Raw genomic sequence first — 16,263 nt, 5'->3', positions numbered from 1 at the left:
GCCCTCCCTGTTTAAGGGAGGGCGCTTTCAGTTTGGTGCGAACTTTTTTGTTTCTGCCGGTCCAATCCGATATGCGCTCATTCCGCCCGACCTTGCTCGTTCCGCTGCTGCTTGCCGCCTCCGTCGCGTCCGCGCCGGCGTACGCGCAACGCGTCAGCCTGGCCGATCGCGTCGCGGCGCTCGAGGCGCGCGCGGCCAACAACCAGGCGAATGTCGACCTGCTGAACCAGCTCACCCAGCTGCGTTCAGAAGTGCAGGCGCTGCGCGCGCAGGTCGAAGAGCTGCAGCAGCAGAACCAGCAGCTGCAGTCGACGACGAAAGCGCAGTACGTCGACCTGGACGACCGCCTGAATCGTCTCGAAGGAACGGGCCCCGCCGTGCCCGGATCCACGCCGCCGGCCGCGGTTCCGCCCGCCAAGCCGGTAACGTCCGCGCCGGCGCCCGCCGTGCAGGACAAGGCGCCGGCCGTCTACGGCGACAAGGGCACGCTTGCGCAGGGTGCCGGCGAACGCGCGTCCTACGACGCCGCGTTCAACGCGCTCAAGGCCGGGCAGTACGTGCAGTCCGCCACGCTGTTCCAGGATTTCCTCCAGCAGTACCCGAACGGCAGCTACACCCCCAACGCGCTGTACTGGCTCGGCGAGAGCTACTACGTGACGCAGAACTACGCCTTGGCGCAGGAGCAATTCCAGGCGTTGCTGGACCGGTACCCGACGCACGACAAGGCCCCAGGCGCGCTGCTCAAGGTCGGTCTGTCGCAATACGGCGCACGCCAGTACGACGCCGCCCAGCGCACGCTCAGCCAGGTCACCAGCCGTTACCCGGGCACGGATGCCGCGCGCACGGCCGCCGACCGCCTCAACGCCATCCAGCTCGGGCAGTTGGGCAACAAGTAGTTCGCCCCGGCCGACCCGGCGGCGGGCCGTGCGGGCCCGCACGTTACAATGGCGGCATGAACGCCGCTTTCGAAGCGACTTCGCCCGAGGCAGCGGCCTCCGCGGATCGCCTCAAGATCACCGAAATCTTCCTCTCGCTGCAGGGCGAGGCCCGCCAGGCGGGCTGGCCCACGGTCTTCGTGCGCCTGACCGGCTGCCCGCTGCGCTGCCAGTACTGCGACACCGCGTACGCCTTCCACGGCGGCGAGTGGCGGGCCATCGACGACATCCTGGCCGAAGTCGCCAGTCATGGCGTGCGCCACGTCTGCGTGACCGGCGGCGAGCCGCTGTCGCAGAAGCGCTGCATCGGCCTGCTGCAACGCTTGTGCGATGCCGGCTATGACGTCTCGCTCGAAACCTCCGGTGCGATCGACATCGGCGACGTCGATACGCGGGTTTCGCGCGTGCTCGACATCAAGACGCCCGGCTCGGCGGAAGCGCACCGCAACCTGTGGTCCAACCTGCCGCTGCTCACGCCGCACGATCAGGTGAAGTTCGTGATCTGCTCGCGCGAGGACTACGACTGGGCCAAGGACATCGTGGCCGAGCACCACCTGGCGGAAAAGTGCGAGGTGCTGTTCTCGCCGAGCTACACGCAGGTGTCCGCGCGCGAACTCGCCGACTGGATCGTCGCCGACCGCTTGCCGGTGCGTTTCCAGATGCAGCTGCACAAGATCCTGTGGAACGACGAACGCGGGCGTTGATGCCCGCGCAGTCGATTCCGCCTCCCTGCTTTAGAAGACACATCGCGCTATGAAGAAAGCCGTCGTCCTGGTATCCGGAGGCATGGACTCCGCCGTCGTCATCGCCATCGCGCGCGAGCAGGGTTTCGACGTGCATGCGTTGAGCGTGCGCTATGGGCAACGTCACACGTCCGAACTCGACGCCGCCGACCGTGTGTCGCGCGCGCTGGGCGCGGCCGCGCACAAGACCGTCAATGTCGACCTGCGCAGCATCGGCGGCTCCGCACTGACGGACGAAGCGATCCAGGTCCCCACCGACGCCGACGGCCATGCCATAGGCGCCGCCGCGGCGAAGGACGCGATCCCGGTGACCTACGTCCCGGCGCGCAACACCATCATGCTGTCGGTGGCACTGGGCTGGGCCGAAGTGCTGGGCGCGAACGACATCTTCTGCGGCGTCAATGCGGTCGACTATTCGGGATACCCGGATTGCCGGCCGGAGTTCATCGCCGCCTTCCAGAGCCTGGCCAATCTGGCGACCAAGGCCGGCGTCGAGGGCGCGGGTCTTCGCGTTCACGCACCGCTGCAATTCCTGAGCAAGGCCGACATCGTGCGCGAGGGCATGCGCCTGGGCGTCGATTTCAGCCAGACCGTGTCCTGCTACCAGGCCGACGCCGAAGGCTGCGCCTGCGGCCACTGCGACGCCTGCCGCCTGCGCGCCGAAGGCTTCGCCGCCGCGGGCGTCGCCGATCCGACCCGCTACTTCTGAGACCGCTCCCGCGCACCTGCAGGAAGCCGCGCGCCTGCGCTAGAATGCGCACCCCGGCGCAAGGCCGGGGTCGCAACAGCACCGCGGTTGCCACGTGGGTCGTTAGCTCAGTCGGTAGAGCATCGGACTTTTAATCCGCTGGTCGTCGGTTCGATTCCGACACGACCCACCATTCAGTCTCAGGCTCAAAGCTACGAATGGCGAATCGGCCGTAGCAAGATCGTGCCAAGGCATCCGAATCAGAATCGACAACGCAGCGTGAGCTCGAGATAGCCCAACGGTTTGTGTGATCCGGTCTCCTCGAGAAACCGCCCAGGCTCCAGTCGGGCCAGCACCACGCTGGCCATCCATTCCGGCGATGGTTCCCACGTCGTCCCCAACGACATCACCGTCGCGACGTGTCGTGCGCGGCTTCCCTCCGGGGCACGCACCAGGGCACCGCCCGGTGCGTAGACGCCATCCGCCAGTTCATCGCGCCAGAACACGTCCACGCTGCCTTCAACGCTGATCGTCGAAGCGGGCTGGAATGAAATGGTCGGCTGGAAATTGATGAAGTTGCGTGGTCCCAAGGTGGCGTCTTCGCCAAAATAGTTGCCGCGTGGATACAGCGGATTGAACGTGCCCAGGCGATCGTCGTGCGTATCCTTGTCGCCGCTGGCGACGGCAGCGAGCAGAGCTACGCGAGGAGAGAACCTTGCATCCGCGAAGGTGTAGCCGGTATCCGTAGCCAGTGTCCATGCGCGAATCGAGGCTGCGCCGAAATGGCCGCCTTGCATCACCGTTTCCCAGTTCCAGTCCCACGGCCCATGGTGACCGAAGCTGCGGGCACCCAGGCTCCAGCGGGACTCATGCCCGGTACCCTGCACGTAGCGCGCTGCCCGGTTATCGAAATCGAGCAGGTACAGGTCCAGTCCGATCTCGCCCTTGCGCCGTGTCGCGTACACGCCGCGCAGGTCCTGCGTCCGCGAGCGCCGGTCGTCGAAGCTTCCCGGTTCGGCTTGCCGCGGCGACACATCGAAGGCGTCGATACGCCAGTCGCCCAAGCGCCCCCAACCACGCGTGCCCTGGAAGGTGCGGCGCACGTTGGGCCCTTCGCGCACATCGACCAGGCGCGCCGACCCCAAGCGCAACTCCTGGATGCCGTGACGCAAACCATACTTCGACTCGCGCGAACCCGCTCCCGACGTAAATTCGATGAAGCCGTTCTCGAGGTCGAGACGGTTTTCGTCGACCGGCGAGGGACCGGCGGCACGTCCCGTCGCCCAGGCAGAATTGAGCTGGATGAAGCCACGGACGCGCCCCCCGGCCTGCAGGTCAGCGAAGGCGGCGTAGCGCTGTAGGACCGCGCCATGGCGATCTTGCGGATCCTCGCCGTAAGCGGGATGGCGCGTGTACTCGTAGCGCCAGCGGGCTTCGCCGCCGACGCTCAACCGCAGCCCGGGCGTTCCCAGCGGCATGGCCTTCACGCACGCCATGCCGTTGCGGGATGCGCTGACGGGATCGCGACGCTTCGTCGCATCGCACCGCGCACGCTGCGCGGCGAAGTCATCGTCGAAGCGCAGCGTCTGCATCTGCGCGGTCGCAACCGCGGGCAGCAGAGCGCACAGAGCGATCAAGCGCCGCATCGTCAGTCGAACAAATAGCCGCCGAGCAAATAGCCCAGGGTCATGGCTACCACCAGCAAGGCCCCTTGCAGCTTCGGCGGCGCTGGCGAGGGAATGTCGAGCGCGCGGCAACCGGCGCCGATCAGCAAGGCCGCGACGATTCCGGTCATGGCCATGATCACGGTGACTTCTCCTGGCGCCGTCGCGCGAGGAAGCGGTCGGCGAGCTGATAGCCGATCGTCATCGACAGAACCAACAACGCACCGATCAGCGCCGGTGGCGCCGGCGAGGGCACGCCGAAGGCGCGACAGCCCACCCCGATCAGCAACGCCAGCAGCAGGCCGACGAGAAACTTCACGTTCATTCGCTGCGCTCCTGAGGCGTTTCGCTCAAATCTCGGCATGGTCGTGCGGCAGCGTCTGCAGCGGCCTACCGGGCGCACCGCCGGCGAAGTGGCGCACCTGTGGCTTAGCCTGGCCTTGCAGCAGCGCGAGGATGCGTTCTTGCAGGCGGCGCTCATCGTGAGTGACGCGCTCGTGCTGGCGCAGGTGATCCAGCCACGAAGCGGCGACGAAGTACTCCAGGTAGGTGCCAGGCTGTTCGGTGTCCTCCATCACGCTCCACTGCACCGCGCCGTCCCGGCGGCGGCTGTTGCCCAGCACTCGCATCAGTTGCAGGAATTCCGTGCGGTGCGCCAGTTCTACCCGGTACTCGACGGTAACCAGTACCGGGCCGCAGTCGTGATCCTCCTTCTCCATCAGCACCACCGGCTGCGGCCAATGGCCGGACGGCATGGTGTCGACCTTCGCGGCGGCGCCGAGCCGGAAGCGCAGACCGAGGATCGCGGCTAGCACGGTGCCCCCCGCTGCCGCGAGCAGTGCAATCGTCGTCGAATGACGCTGGGCCAGATCGCCCCAGAACAGGCTGCCCAGGCCCAGGCCCGCGGAGAACACCACGATGTACAACGACAGCGCCCGCGCTCGCACCCACGCGGGCACTGAGGTTTGCGCAGCGATCTGCAGCGACGACAGCACGCTGATCCAGGCGAAGCCATTCACCAGGGAGGTGGCGTACAACGCCGGCATGCTGCGTGCCAGAGCCAGCACGACCGTACAGCCCGCATACGCCAGGGTGGCAACGAACACGAGCCGGTCAGGATCGAAGCGCGAACGCAGCTTCGGCAACAGGAGCGCGCCACCGATCGCACCGATGCCGATGCAGCCCAGCAGCAGGCCGTAGGTTCCCGCTCCGGCGCCGAGGTCGTGTTTCACCACGATCGGCAACAGTGCAGTCAATGCACTGGCGGAACCGAAGAACAGCGCCGACTTCACCAGCACCGATTGCAGCACCGAGGCGTGCAGGGCGTAACGCAGGCCCGCACGCAGCGCGCTGCCGAAGGATTCCGGCGGCAATGCATGATGGGTCGGCGCATGCTTCCAGCGCCAGAGCACCAGTGTCATGCCGAGGAACGAGAGCGCATTGATCACGAACGCCAGCGCTACACTCCAATGGGCGACGATCAGGCCACCCAGTGCCGGGCCGATCGAACGGGCGATGTTCATGCTCAACGAGCCCAGCGCCACTGCCGGGCCCAGCATCGGTTGCGGCACCAGCTCGGGCGTCATCGCCTGTTGCGCGGGCATCGCCATCGCTGCGCCAACGCCGAGTGCGAAAGTCAGTGCGACCAGCGTCCACGGCTCCAGTTTCCCTAGATACGCGAGCAGCGCGAGCACGCACCCGACCAGCAACATCCATAGCTGCGTGGCGATCAGGTATTTGCGCCGGTCGACAATGTCAGCCAACGTGCCAGCGAAGATCGCTAGCAGCACGACCGGAAGCGTCGTGGCCGCTTGCACCGCGGCGACCAGGAAGGGCGAGCCTGTGTTCTCGGTCATCACCCATGTGGCGGCGACACTTTGAATCCAGGTACCGATGTTGCTGGCGAGTATCGCCAGCCATAGCGAACGGAACGCGGCTTGACCCAGAGGCGACCACGGCCCCGGTGCGGAAGGCGGCGCAGTGGAGGACGGTGGCGATGATGGGGCGGTCATGTCGCGCACTCAGAAGGCGAAGCAGGAGCAGCCCAGCGCACCCCAGAAGCCCTGGAATTCGCTGGCCGGCACGTCGTGGTGCGCGGCATGTCCGTGGCCATGCACCTTGCAGTCGCGGCCGTGCTCGTGCGCATGCCGGTGCGCGGCGGCGAACGCCGTGGATGCCTGGGCCAGGCTGATGCCTTGATACCCGCCGAAATGGCGCACCGGCGACCAGTCCGGCATCGGTTCGGGCAGTATCGGCGCCAGTGCGTCGAATTCGCCGTCGCCATGCACAACCTTGCCGCCGACCACGGTCAGCACGGATGTGATGTCCTTGATCGCCTCGTCGTCGACGCCGAAGTAATCGGCCGACAGTACGGCGAAATCGGCGAACTGGCCGACCTTCAGCAAGCCCTTGCTGTCCTCTTCGTTGGAGAACCAAGCGCTGCCGTGCGTCCACTGGCGCAGCGCCTGCTCGCGCTCGAGCTGATTGCTCTCGCCGTAGATACGCGTGCCGCCGATGGTCTTGCCGGTGGTCAACCAGTACAGCGCCACCCACGGGTTGTAGCTGGCCACGCGCGTGGCATCGGTGCCCATGCCCACCGGTACTCCGGCTTCGAGCATGCGTCGGACGGGTGGCGTACGCTCGGCGGCCTTGGCCCCGTAGCGGTCGACGAAGTATTCGCCCTGGTACGCCATGCGGTGCTGCACTGCGATGCCGCCGCCGAGCGCCTTGATGCGGTCGATGTTGCGATCGGTGATCGTCTCCGCGTGGTCGACGATCCAGTGCAGGTCGTCGAACGGCACTTCACGGTCCACCTTTTCGTACACGTCGAGAATGCGCGAGATGCTCTCGTCGTAGGTGGCATGGATACGGAACGGCCAGCGATTCTGCGCCAGCAGCCGCACCACATCCTCCAGTTCGCCTTCCAGGCCGGCGGGCAGCTCGGGCCGCGGCTCGCGGAAGTCCTCGAAGTCCGCGGCAGAAAACACCAGCATCTCGCCTGCGCCGTTGTGGCGCAGCATGTCGTCGCCCTGGCGCGGCTTGAGCATCTTGGTCCAGCGGTCGAAGTCGGCCAACTCGCCGCCCTTCTTCTGCGTGAACAGGTTGTAGGCGATGCGTACGGTCAGTTCGTTCTTTGCGTGCAACTGCCGGATGACTTCGTAGTCTTCCGGGTAGTTCTGGAAACCGCCGCCGGCATCGATCACAGAGGTGACGCCCAGGCGGTTCAACTCGCGCATGAAGTGCCGGGTCGAATTGATCTGGTATTCGATCGGCAACTTTGGGCCCGCGGCCAGCGTCGCGTACAGGATCAAGGCGTTCGGCTTGGCCAACAGCAGTCCGGTTGGATTGCCGCTGGCATCGCGCTGGATCTCTCCGCCCGGCGGGTTGGGCGTGTTGCGGTCGTAGCCGACGGCGCGCAACGCCGCGCCGTTGAGCAGGGCGCGGTCGTACAGATGCAGGATGAACACCGGCGTCTCGGGCGCGACAGCGTTGATCTCGTGCAGTGTAGGCAGGCGCTTCTCGGCGAACTGGTGCTCGGTGAAGCCGCCCACCACACGTACCCACTGCGGTGCCGGCGTACGCGCAACCTGCGCCTTCAGCATCGCCATCGCGTCCGCGAGCGTCTTGACGCCGTCCCAGCGAAGTTCGAGGTTGTAGTTCAAGCCACCGCGGATCAGATGCGTGTGGCTGTCGTTAAGGCCCGGAACCAGGCGCCGTCCGCCGGCATCCACGATGCGCGAGCGCGCGTCGGCCTTCGCCATCACTTTCGCTTCGTCGCCGATGGCGACGATCACCCCGTTGGCCACGGCCAGCGCCGTGGCCGACGGCTGCCTGGGATCAAGCGTAGTGATCTTGGCATTGCGGATGATGAGGTCGGCCATTGCGTGCTCCTCGCGGGGAATAGTGTGGCAGCCGGCGAGGCCGGCCGCGGCAGCACCGGCCGCCATGACACCGAAGAAACGCCGGCGCGAAGGGTCGTGGGGCGGATAAGTCATTAGGAACCGCCTTCTGCCGTGTTCAGCGGGAGATCGATGGGCGTCGCGATGCGAGCCAGGCGTCCAAGGACCACGGCCCGGCTCCGAGCAGTGCGATGGCGACGAGCACCAGGGTCCACATCAGCGGGTACTCGATGCCATGGTGCATCCAGAACCAGCCGTTGGGCGCACCTACCCATACGGTCATGGCGATGAAGGCAGCTGCCAACAATGACGACCATCGCGTCCACAGGCCAAGCGCGACAGCCAGTCCCGCCAGTGTCTGCACCAAGGCCAGCAGCGCAGGCAGTGGCGCCGCATGTGGCAGGCCGAAGCCCTGCAGTTCGGCCGCAAATCCCTCGATGCCGGGACCGCCGAACCAGCCGAACAGCTTGCCCAGCCCGTGCGGCAGCAGGAAGCCACCGGCCGCGATGCGCAGCACCAAGCAACCCAGATTGGCGCGTAGAGAACTCGACGCGACGAACGATGAAGGCATGCCCAAGCTCCCGGTGTGATCTGGTTATCCGTGCCGACCGGCTTCGAACAGGAACCAGATGCGGCGCTCGGCCTCATCGATCCAGACTTCCAACAGGCTGGCGGTCGCAACATCGCCGTACTCGTCGCACAACGCATGCGTGGCACGCATGAATCCCGTCAGCCTTGCATTGTCGTCGCGCAGTTCCGCGAGCATGTCCGCGGGCGTGACGTAGTCTGCGTCGTTGTCCGAAAGTCGCTGCAGCCGCGTGATCTGTCCCGTCGAGTGGAGTGTGAGCCCACCCAGCTTGCGGACACGTTCGGCCACCGGATCGACCGTGGCGTAGATTTGATCGGCCTGCTCGTCGAGCAGCAAGTGATAGTCGCGGAAATACGGCCCGGACATGTGCCAGTGGAAGTTCTTCGTCTTCAGGTACAGGGTGAAGATGTCCGCGAGCAGTGCGTTGAGCTCGGCCGATATGTCGCGCGTGGCCTCGGCTCCGAGAGCCGTCGGTGTGACCAAGGAGGCCTTGCGGCGCTCTTGCACAGTCTTTTCGTTCATTGCAGACCTCGTTTTCTAGCAAGCAGACTTAGTGCCAATCCGGCGTACCGCCGGTACCACGGTCTCATTGACGCCTCCCAAAAAGAGGCGACGCGCACCAGGGTGGGGGAGGTCGGCGCGCGCCGCCTCAAGGACTAGGCGCGGATGAAATCCAGCAGATCCTGATTGAACTTCGCCTGGTGGGTGAAGGTGAGTCCGTGGTCGGCGCCCGGATATATCTTCAGCTGTGAGCCTTTCACAAGTTGTGCCGTGATCTTCGCGGTAGCGTCGATCGGTACGATCTGATCGTCATCGCCATGGATGATCAGACTGGGTACGTCGATCTTCCGCAGATCGTCTGTGAAGTCCGTCTCCGAGAACTCCTTGATGCAGTCGTACTGGCCCTTGATTCCGCCTTGCATGCCCTGCAACCAAAAAGTGTCTCGCATGCCCTGCGTCACCTTCGAGCCCGGGCGATTGGCGCCAAAGAACGACGTCGTCAGTTCCTGGTAGAAAGTAGATCGGTCGGCCATCACGCCGTTGCGGATGCCATCGAAGACTTCCTTGGGCACGCCGTTGGGGTGCGCCGCCGTCTTCAACATGATGGGCGGGACCGCACCGACCAGAACAGCCTTGGCGACACGCTTGGTGCCGTGGCGGCCCATGTACCGCACGATCTCGCCGCCACCGGTCGAATGACCGACCAGGACGATATTGTTCAAATCCAGCTTTTCGATGACGGCCGCCAGATCGTCGGCGTAGGTGTCCATGTCGTTTCCGCTCCACGGCTGGTCGGAGCGGCCGTGGCTACGGCGGTCATGGGCGATGGTTCGGTAGCCCTGGCTGCCCAGGAACAGCATTTGCGATTCCCATGCTTCGCCGGTAAGCGGCCAGCCGTGGGAAAACACCACGGGCTGGCCTTTGCGCCAGTCCCGGTAATAGATGTTGGTTCCATCCTTCGTCGCGACTGTCGTCATCATCGTGTTCTTGCCTGAGTGGGGGGATGCCTTGCCGGCGTGGGCGATGGTCGGGACGGCCATTGCGGCGGACGCCGCAACCGCAGTCCCAAGCAAAGTGCGTCGACCCTCGTCGACCGTGTCTTCATTGCTCATGTGATCTCCAAGCGTTGAATTTCAGTGACCGCCTTCCTGTGCGCCGAACATCGTCTTCGCGTACTGGATGCCTATGCCGTAGCCCCCGGCATTCGTACGTGCGATGCCCGTCGTGAGGGCGTAGGTTTCCGTGCGCGCCCAGTCGCGCTGCAGTTCGAGCAGGTACTGCAGGCTGGTCATCGGCCGGGCTCCGGCTTGGACCATTCGGTCCATCGCTCGGTCGTGTGCCTCATCGGAAACATCGCCGCAGGCATCGGCGATCACGTAGGCTTCGAAGCCCTGATCGAGGGCGGACAGGACCGGGCCCACGATGCATACGCCGGTCCAAAGGCCGGCGAACACGATGCGTCCTTTTCCGATGCGATTGACGGCATCGGTGACCTGCGCATCCTCCCAGGCATTCATGGTGGTGCGGTCGTAGACAGGTTGCTGCGGGCCGAAGGTCTCGACGATTTCCGGAAACAGCGGCCCGGAGAACGACTTTTCGGCGACGGTCGTCAGGATCGTGGAAACGCCGAATCCTGCGGCGGCCTTGGATACCAGGGCGGTATTGGTGCGAAGCGAGCCGATGTCGATCGAACGCACGGCGAACGACATCTGGGATTGATGGTCGATCAGGATCAGCGCGTGATCCTTGGGCGATAACAGTGTCTTCCCTGGGGTGGGAGAGGCCATAGGCATGGTGGAGGCTCCGAGTGGCAGTGCTTCAGCGACGAACGTCGCCGGCCAGTCAAGATTGGCTGCGCGGCCTTGCCATCGGAACACTGGAAAGCAGGAGCGGCGTATCCCCCATTAGGGGTATGGCAGTGGCGATTTCCTCGCAGCGACCGACACGATGCTACAGAGCGAAAATGCCTCGCTTCAGGGCGATGGTGACTGCATGCGTCCTATCCTTGGCATCCAGCTTTTCCAGGACGCGCTTCATGTGCGTCTTGACCGTTTCCTCCGATATATCCAGGGCATTGGCGATCTCCTTGTTGGAGTTCCCGGTTGCGACCCTCTTGAGGATTTCGATTTCGCGAGGCGACAGCGCGTCCATGTAGACGTGCTCCGCGATCTGGGCGGCGATTTCCGGCGGAATGCGTTTGCGCCCCGCCATTACCGTGCGGATGGTTTCCACCAATTCCTTGCGCAGAGAGCTCTTCAGCAGATAGGCCTGTGCCCCAGCCTTCATGGCGTGCAAGGCCTGCATGTCGCCGTCGAATGTCGTCAGCACGATGATCTTCGCCGTCGGGAATTCGTCGCGGATCGCCCTGATGGCCTCCACTCCATGCATTTCCGGCATCTGCATGTCCATCAACGTGACGTCGGGGTGCAGTTGCCGAAAGGCCTCGATCGCTTCCCGGCCGTTGGTGGCCTCGCCAACGACCACCATGTCTCCTTCGCCTTCGATGACGCTAGCGATTCCTTCGCGGAGGATAGGGTGGTCATCGACGGTCATCACGCGGATGCGTGCTTCACTTGTTGGCACAATCGGTTCTCCGGTCGCGGACTGGTGCCCAGCCGCGTGCACTCCAGTATGTTCGACTGCGGACGTTTGGACGATTCAATAGGGCTGGCATCCCTCTTTTGTGGGATATGGAAGCAACCCTGTTGCGATAGGCATGCCCTCGGGCGCGCCGTTAGGCTGGAGGGTATGGAGCGTCTGTACTCTTTTCCGCAAGGCAGGTCGGGGATAGGACTCATCCTACTCCGGGTATGTATCGCCGCCAGCCTGGGATGGTTGAACCCAGCCCAGTATCTGGACAATTGGATGGTCGCTGCCTATTGGCTGCAGGCAGGAATCATCTTTGGAGTTTTTGTGGGATTCCTGACTCCGCTGATGGCGTTTGGCGCACTTGTGTACGTGCTCGGGTTCCTCGGGGGACTCGATATCGTCTGGCCGCCGATTTTGCTGGGCCTCGCGGCTGGAGCACTCATCCTTCTCGGACCAGGTGGCTATTCCGTTGACGCATGCCTCTACGGTTGGCGCGAGGTAAAAATTCCTGGATCGAGACCTCGCTCCCGTCGATAACTCGGGTGAGTTCATAGCGAGCACGAGGAAGATCTGGAGTGCATTTGGCTTCGGCAATCCATGCCGTTGCGCAGATTTGAAAGATATGATGTTGTAAATGACAGCTTGCATGGACGCCTTCGGCGATAAGGCGGCCGCTTGACCATCGACGTCGCACATTCCTCAGTCCACCGCCGTCCGGCACGAAGGGCACGCGCGTGCGCATCCCTCTTGCTGATGTTGTGCCTGCTCCTGCAAGTCCTGGGGAGCACCGCTCATGCGCTGGATGCCAAGCGCCTCATCGGCCAGTTCCACCACACAGCCTGGACGGTGAAGGAAGGAGCGCCGGGGGAAATCACAGCACTGGCGCAGACCAGCGACGGCTATCTTTGGCTCGCGACCCAGATCGGCCTGTTCCGCTTCGACGGTGTGCAATTCGCAAAATTTGACCCGCTCGATTCCGACGACTTTCCTGCCACGAGCATTTCGGCGCTGTACGCAACGGACAACGGTGGGCTCTGGATCGGCTTTCGCTACGGAGCGGTGGCCTTTCTCGAAGAAAATCGCCTGACTCGCTACGGGCAGGCGCAGGGGTTGCCGACTAGCACCGTGTTCCGCTTTGCGCAGGATCGCGACGGCATCCTGTGGGCGGCTACGTTCACCGGACTGGTCCGGCTGAAAGGCAATCGTTGGGAAAAACTGGGGCCGGAGTGGCACTTTCCAGGGAAACAATCACGCACGGTTTTCGTCGATTCGCTGGGGACGTTGTGGGTCGCCACAGAACGTGGCGTTGCCTTCCTTCGCAAGGGCAGTACGACGTTTGAAGAAGTGCCGGCGCAAGTCGGCCGCATCAGCCAGATCGCGCAAGCACCCGATGGCAGCATCTGGATTGCCGAATCCGACGGCGCGGTGCGGCAATTGCCGCTGGACGGCAAAGCGCCGACTACGGGCGTCCTATCGCAAGCATCGGCAGGGCTGCTGTTCGATCGTGACGGCACGCTGTGGGCCACGAGCCTGGGCGAAGGCCTCTACCGACTACGATCCCCTACCGTCGCAAAAGGCGTCGCTTCGAAAGCGCAGGATCCGGGCTTCGAGAATTTCCGCAAGACAGACGGGCTCAGCTCGGACTATGTACATCCGGTGCTGGAAGACCGCGAAGGAAATATCTGGGTCGGCAGCAGTCGCGGCCTGGATCGCTTCCGTCACTCGAACGTGGTGCCGGCCATGTTTCCGGACGGCGCACAGGATTTCGCCATCGTCTCTGGCGGTGCCGGCACCTTGCTCGCGGGTAGCCGCAACAATCCGCTGATGAAACTGCAAGATCACCGACTCTCCTTTCTTGACCTGCCGGCGCCAATTACCGCGGCATATCGCGATCGGGAAGGCGTCGTGTGGATGGGCGGGCCGAAGGGTCTTTGGCAGTTGAAGGAAACGCGCCTCACGGCAATCACGGCACTTCCGACACGCAATTACTCGGGCGTCCAAGCGATTGCGAAGGACCGATACGATGCCTTGTGGGTCTCATTGAACACCCCTGGGGTATACAGGCTCTTCGAAGGCCAATGGCAACACTTCCAGGATCTGCAAGGCATGCCTGCAGGTTCTTCCCCCCTCACGCTGCTGTGCGCGTCCGACGGCACGCTTTGGATGGGGTTTGCTCGCGACCAGATCAGTCTGATGAAGGACGGCGCGTTGCGCACGTTGGGCGCCAAGCAAGGGTTGGCGGTCGGCAATGTGACCGCGCTGACGGAAGGCGCAACCGGTATCTGGATCGGAGGCGAGCGAGGTCTCGCAATGTTCGCCAACGGCCGCTTGCGCAACGTTCGCGCTGAGGACACCCATTTCCGTGGCATCACGGGTATCGTTCAAACGCACGCGGGCGACCTGTGGTTGAACGGTGCGTACGGCATCCTGCATGTGCCCGCCGCGCAGCTCGGCCGATTGTTCGAGCCGACCGGGCGCGGTCCTGCTTACGAGCGGTTCGATTTCCTGGACGGAGTGCCGGGCATTCCGGCGCAGTTCCGGCCCATTCCTACCGCCGTGGCAACCGATGATGGCCAACTGTGGTTCGCCACTACCGGCGGGGTGGTGGCGATCGGCCCCGACACGATCAGGCGCAACCCGGTCCCACCGCCGGTACGCATCCGCTCGATCGTCGCTAACGAAAAAGCCTATAAGGCGAACCTGGATGTGCTGCGTCTGCCCGCAGGCATACGGAATCTGCAGATCGCCTATACGGCACTGAGTCTTTCGATTCCTGAGCGCGTCAGATTCCGCTACAAACTGGAGGGTTATGACGAGACTTGGCAGGATGCGGGGAGCCGGCGCGTGGCTTTCTATAGCGCCCCCGGACCGGGTACGTACACCTTCCGGGTCATGGCCGCCAACAACGACGGCGTCTGGAACGAGATCGGCGCCTCTTTGCCGTTGACCATTGCGCCGCTGTACTACCAAACGGTGTGGTTTCGGGTGCTCTGCGTGTTGCTGGCGCTGTCAGCAGCGTGCATTGGATACCTGCTACGCCTGCGCCATCTGGCTATGCAGATATGCCTGCGCATGGAGGAGCGTTATGATGAGCGCGAACGAATCGCCCGTGAGCTGCACGATACGTTGCTGCAAGGCACGCAGGGATTGATCCTGCGGCTACATGCGACGAGCAAAAAGCTGTCTGAAGACGACCCGGTGCGCCAGGATCTCGAAAGGGCGATGGATCTGGCGGAGATTGCGTTGGCGGATGGGCGCGATCGCGTGCGCGGTCTGCGCGGCGACGTGCAGTATTGGAACGACCTCGGTAACGCGCTGTTGCATGTGCGCGACGAGGTGACTGTCCAGCCGTTGCCGGATATGCGCTTGATCGTCGAAGGAAAACCCAAGCAACTACTACCGGGCGTCGCCGAAGAGCTCTACCGAATCGGCCGGGAGGCGATTCTCAACGCGTTGCATCATGCACATGCGCGCAACATCGAGATCGAGCTTGGCTATCACTCGCGCGAATTGCGACTGCGCATACGCGACGACGGTATCGGCATGAAAGAACTGGCGACCAGTCGCCCCGGTCATTGGGGCCTCAACGGCATGTACGAGCGTTCCAAGCGTGTGGGCGGACATTTCGAAATTCGCTCCCGCGTCGGCGCGGGGACGGAAGTGAGCTTGCGCTTGCCTGTCTCAGCAGCGTATCCGCGTAGCCCACAGTGGCGGTGGCAGGCGTTGACGCGCTGGATGCCAAGTAAATTTCCTCTATCACGCTGATGACTAGCGGGCCACCACGGACAAGCTGTTCGCGGTGGCGCAACCGTTTGTTGTTTGGCTCTACGTAGACGCGAGTGTTTGAGAGCAGGAGGATTGGCTCCATTTTTGACTGGGAGCGCGGCACGCGTGATCGACGACAACTCGAAGGCGGGCGCTCGTCCTGTCTCTCAGGAATTACTGTGTCAATTCGAATCGAGCGATCTCGAACCGGACGCGCTGGTCAAGGCCGCGCTGGATGTGGCGCAACAGATTGGCACTAGCAACGCGGGCGCGGTGTGGGACCAGGCTTCGGCGATTACAAGAACGAATATTGACCGCAGCAGGTTCGTCGATGCGGTCGTCATCCAGCGTGGATCGTTTGGCCGCGTCACCGAGCGACGTTGGTCGTCCATCAATCGCTATGTCTCCGACGGCGGTGGACAGCAGCCGCCGGGTTCCTATGCGAACGCGGTGTTCGACGTGCGCTTTGCCAGCGGCAAGGACGGGCAGGAACTGGTGGCGTTCCATCACGACGAGGATGGGGTGTGGCGGTTCAGTGGTTACGCAATGGATTATTCGCGCGTTCCACAGACGTAGCGGGTTCGCCAGAATCGAAATAACACGTGTCGTTAGCGGATCTGACTGAAATTTCAGAATATTCGCGTTGTTTTTGCGCCTCTCCGAGAGCGATCTTTGCTTGCGTCTTTAACGCGCAACTAACGAACGTCCCGGAGACTCTTCATGATCCATCGCCACACTGCGATGCAACGCGGCCTTTTGCCCGTCAGCATTGCGCTCGCCCTGGCCCCGGCTTTTGCCGGCGCACAGGAAGCCGCCCCTGCCAAAGATGCCACCACGCTCGACCGCATCGAAGTCACGGGTTCGCGCATCCGCCAGTCCGACATCGAGAC

The 16,263-nt window shown here is 63.7% G+C and carries 15 protein-coding genes and 1 tRNA gene; 6 read left to right on the top strand and 10 right to left on the bottom strand.

Going from position 1 to position 16,263, the window contains the following annotated elements; genetic code table 11:
- Window positions 1–71: 71 nt before the first annotated feature.
- The 4 genes from ybgF (at window position 72) to ACYVJ8_RS09335 (ending at window position 2,559) form a co-directional block, all read left to right on the top strand.
- Window positions 72–896: a tol-pal system protein YbgF gene (ybgF, locus tag ACYVJ8_RS09350; protein WP_460711647.1), complete on the top strand. Its 825-nt coding sequence runs from the start codon at window positions 72–74 to the stop codon at window positions 894–896.
- Between the two features lie 56 nt (window positions 897–952).
- Window positions 953–1,639 (top strand): 7-carboxy-7-deazaguanine synthase QueE, encoded by a 687-nt coding sequence (queE, locus tag ACYVJ8_RS09345; RefSeq protein WP_460711645.1) that lies wholly within the window; start codon window positions 953–955, stop codon window positions 1,637–1,639.
- A gap of 49 nt (window positions 1,640–1,688) precedes the next feature.
- Window positions 1,689–2,387, top strand: coding sequence for a 7-cyano-7-deazaguanine synthase QueC (gene queC / locus ACYVJ8_RS09340; protein ID WP_460711643.1), 699 nt, complete (start codon window positions 1,689–1,691; stop codon window positions 2,385–2,387).
- A gap of 96 nt (window positions 2,388–2,483) precedes the next feature.
- Window positions 2,484–2,559 (top strand) — tRNA-Lys (locus ACYVJ8_RS09335).
- Between the two features lie 67 nt (window positions 2,560–2,626).
- Here ACYVJ8_RS09335 and ACYVJ8_RS09330 read toward each other — a convergent pair.
- From ACYVJ8_RS09330 to ACYVJ8_RS09285, 10 genes are all read right to left on the bottom strand, one after another.
- Window positions 2,627–4,003 (bottom strand): alginate export family protein, encoded by a 1,377-nt coding sequence (locus ACYVJ8_RS09330; protein ID WP_460711641.1) that lies wholly within the window; start codon window positions 4,001–4,003, stop codon window positions 2,627–2,629.
- Window positions 4,004–4,014: 11 nt separating this feature from the next.
- A complete protein-coding gene (locus ACYVJ8_RS09325) occupies window positions 4,015–4,167 on the bottom strand; it encodes a DUF1427 family protein (RefSeq protein ID WP_460712126.1) in 153 nt (50 codons plus the stop codon).
- A 2-nt stretch (window positions 4,168–4,169) separates the two neighbouring features.
- The gene (locus ACYVJ8_RS09320) at window positions 4,170–4,355 is read right to left on the bottom strand and encodes a DUF1427 family protein (RefSeq protein WP_460711639.1); all 186 of its coding nucleotides are present in this window, start codon (window positions 4,353–4,355) and stop codon (window positions 4,170–4,172) included.
- 25 nt (window positions 4,356–4,380) lie between these two features.
- Complete coding sequence (locus ACYVJ8_RS09315; RefSeq protein ID WP_460711637.1) at window positions 4,381–6,042, bottom strand: MFS transporter; 1,662 nt, start codon at window positions 6,040–6,042, stop codon at window positions 4,381–4,383.
- Window positions 6,043–6,051: 9 nt separating this feature from the next.
- Window positions 6,052–7,911, bottom strand: a complete 1,860-nt coding sequence (locus ACYVJ8_RS09310) for an amidohydrolase (RefSeq protein WP_460711634.1) — start codon at window positions 7,909–7,911, stop codon at window positions 6,052–6,054.
- A 136-nt stretch (window positions 7,912–8,047) separates the two neighbouring features.
- Entirely contained in the window at window positions 8,048–8,500 is a 453-nt protein-coding gene (locus ACYVJ8_RS09305) for a DoxX family protein (protein WP_460711632.1), read from the bottom strand.
- Between the two features lie 24 nt (window positions 8,501–8,524).
- Window positions 8,525–9,040: a Dps family protein gene (locus ACYVJ8_RS09300; protein WP_460711630.1), complete on the bottom strand. Its 516-nt coding sequence runs from the start codon at window positions 9,038–9,040 to the stop codon at window positions 8,525–8,527.
- A gap of 134 nt (window positions 9,041–9,174) precedes the next feature.
- Window positions 9,175–9,996, bottom strand: coding sequence for an alpha/beta fold hydrolase (locus ACYVJ8_RS09295; protein WP_460712124.1), 822 nt, complete (start codon window positions 9,994–9,996; stop codon window positions 9,175–9,177).
- Between the two features lie 156 nt (window positions 9,997–10,152).
- Entirely contained in the window at window positions 10,153–10,812 is a 660-nt protein-coding gene (locus tag ACYVJ8_RS09290; protein ID WP_460711628.1) for a hydrolase, read from the bottom strand.
- Window positions 10,813–10,969: 157 nt separating this feature from the next.
- Entirely contained in the window at window positions 10,970–11,572 is a 603-nt protein-coding gene (locus ACYVJ8_RS09285) for a response regulator (protein ID WP_460711626.1), read from the bottom strand.
- 711 nt (window positions 11,573–12,283) lie between these two features.
- On the opposite strand from ACYVJ8_RS09285, the gene ACYVJ8_RS09280 reads away from it, so the two are divergent.
- Window positions 12,284–15,373: a sensor histidine kinase gene (locus ACYVJ8_RS09280; RefSeq protein WP_460711624.1), complete on the top strand. Its 3,090-nt coding sequence runs from the start codon at window positions 12,284–12,286 to the stop codon at window positions 15,371–15,373.
- Between the two features lie 126 nt (window positions 15,374–15,499).
- Window positions 15,500–15,949 carry a DUF4019 domain-containing protein gene (locus ACYVJ8_RS09275; RefSeq protein WP_460711622.1) on the top strand — a complete coding sequence of 150 codons (450 nt, stop codon included), beginning with the start codon at window positions 15,500–15,502 and terminating at the stop codon, window positions 15,947–15,949.
- Window positions 15,950–16,263: the final 314 nt, after the last annotated feature.

The organism is Lysobacter terrae (assembly GCF_054782215.1).
Note: the sequence above shows the minus strand (reverse complement) of the source record. Positions and strands in the feature narration are given on the sequence as shown.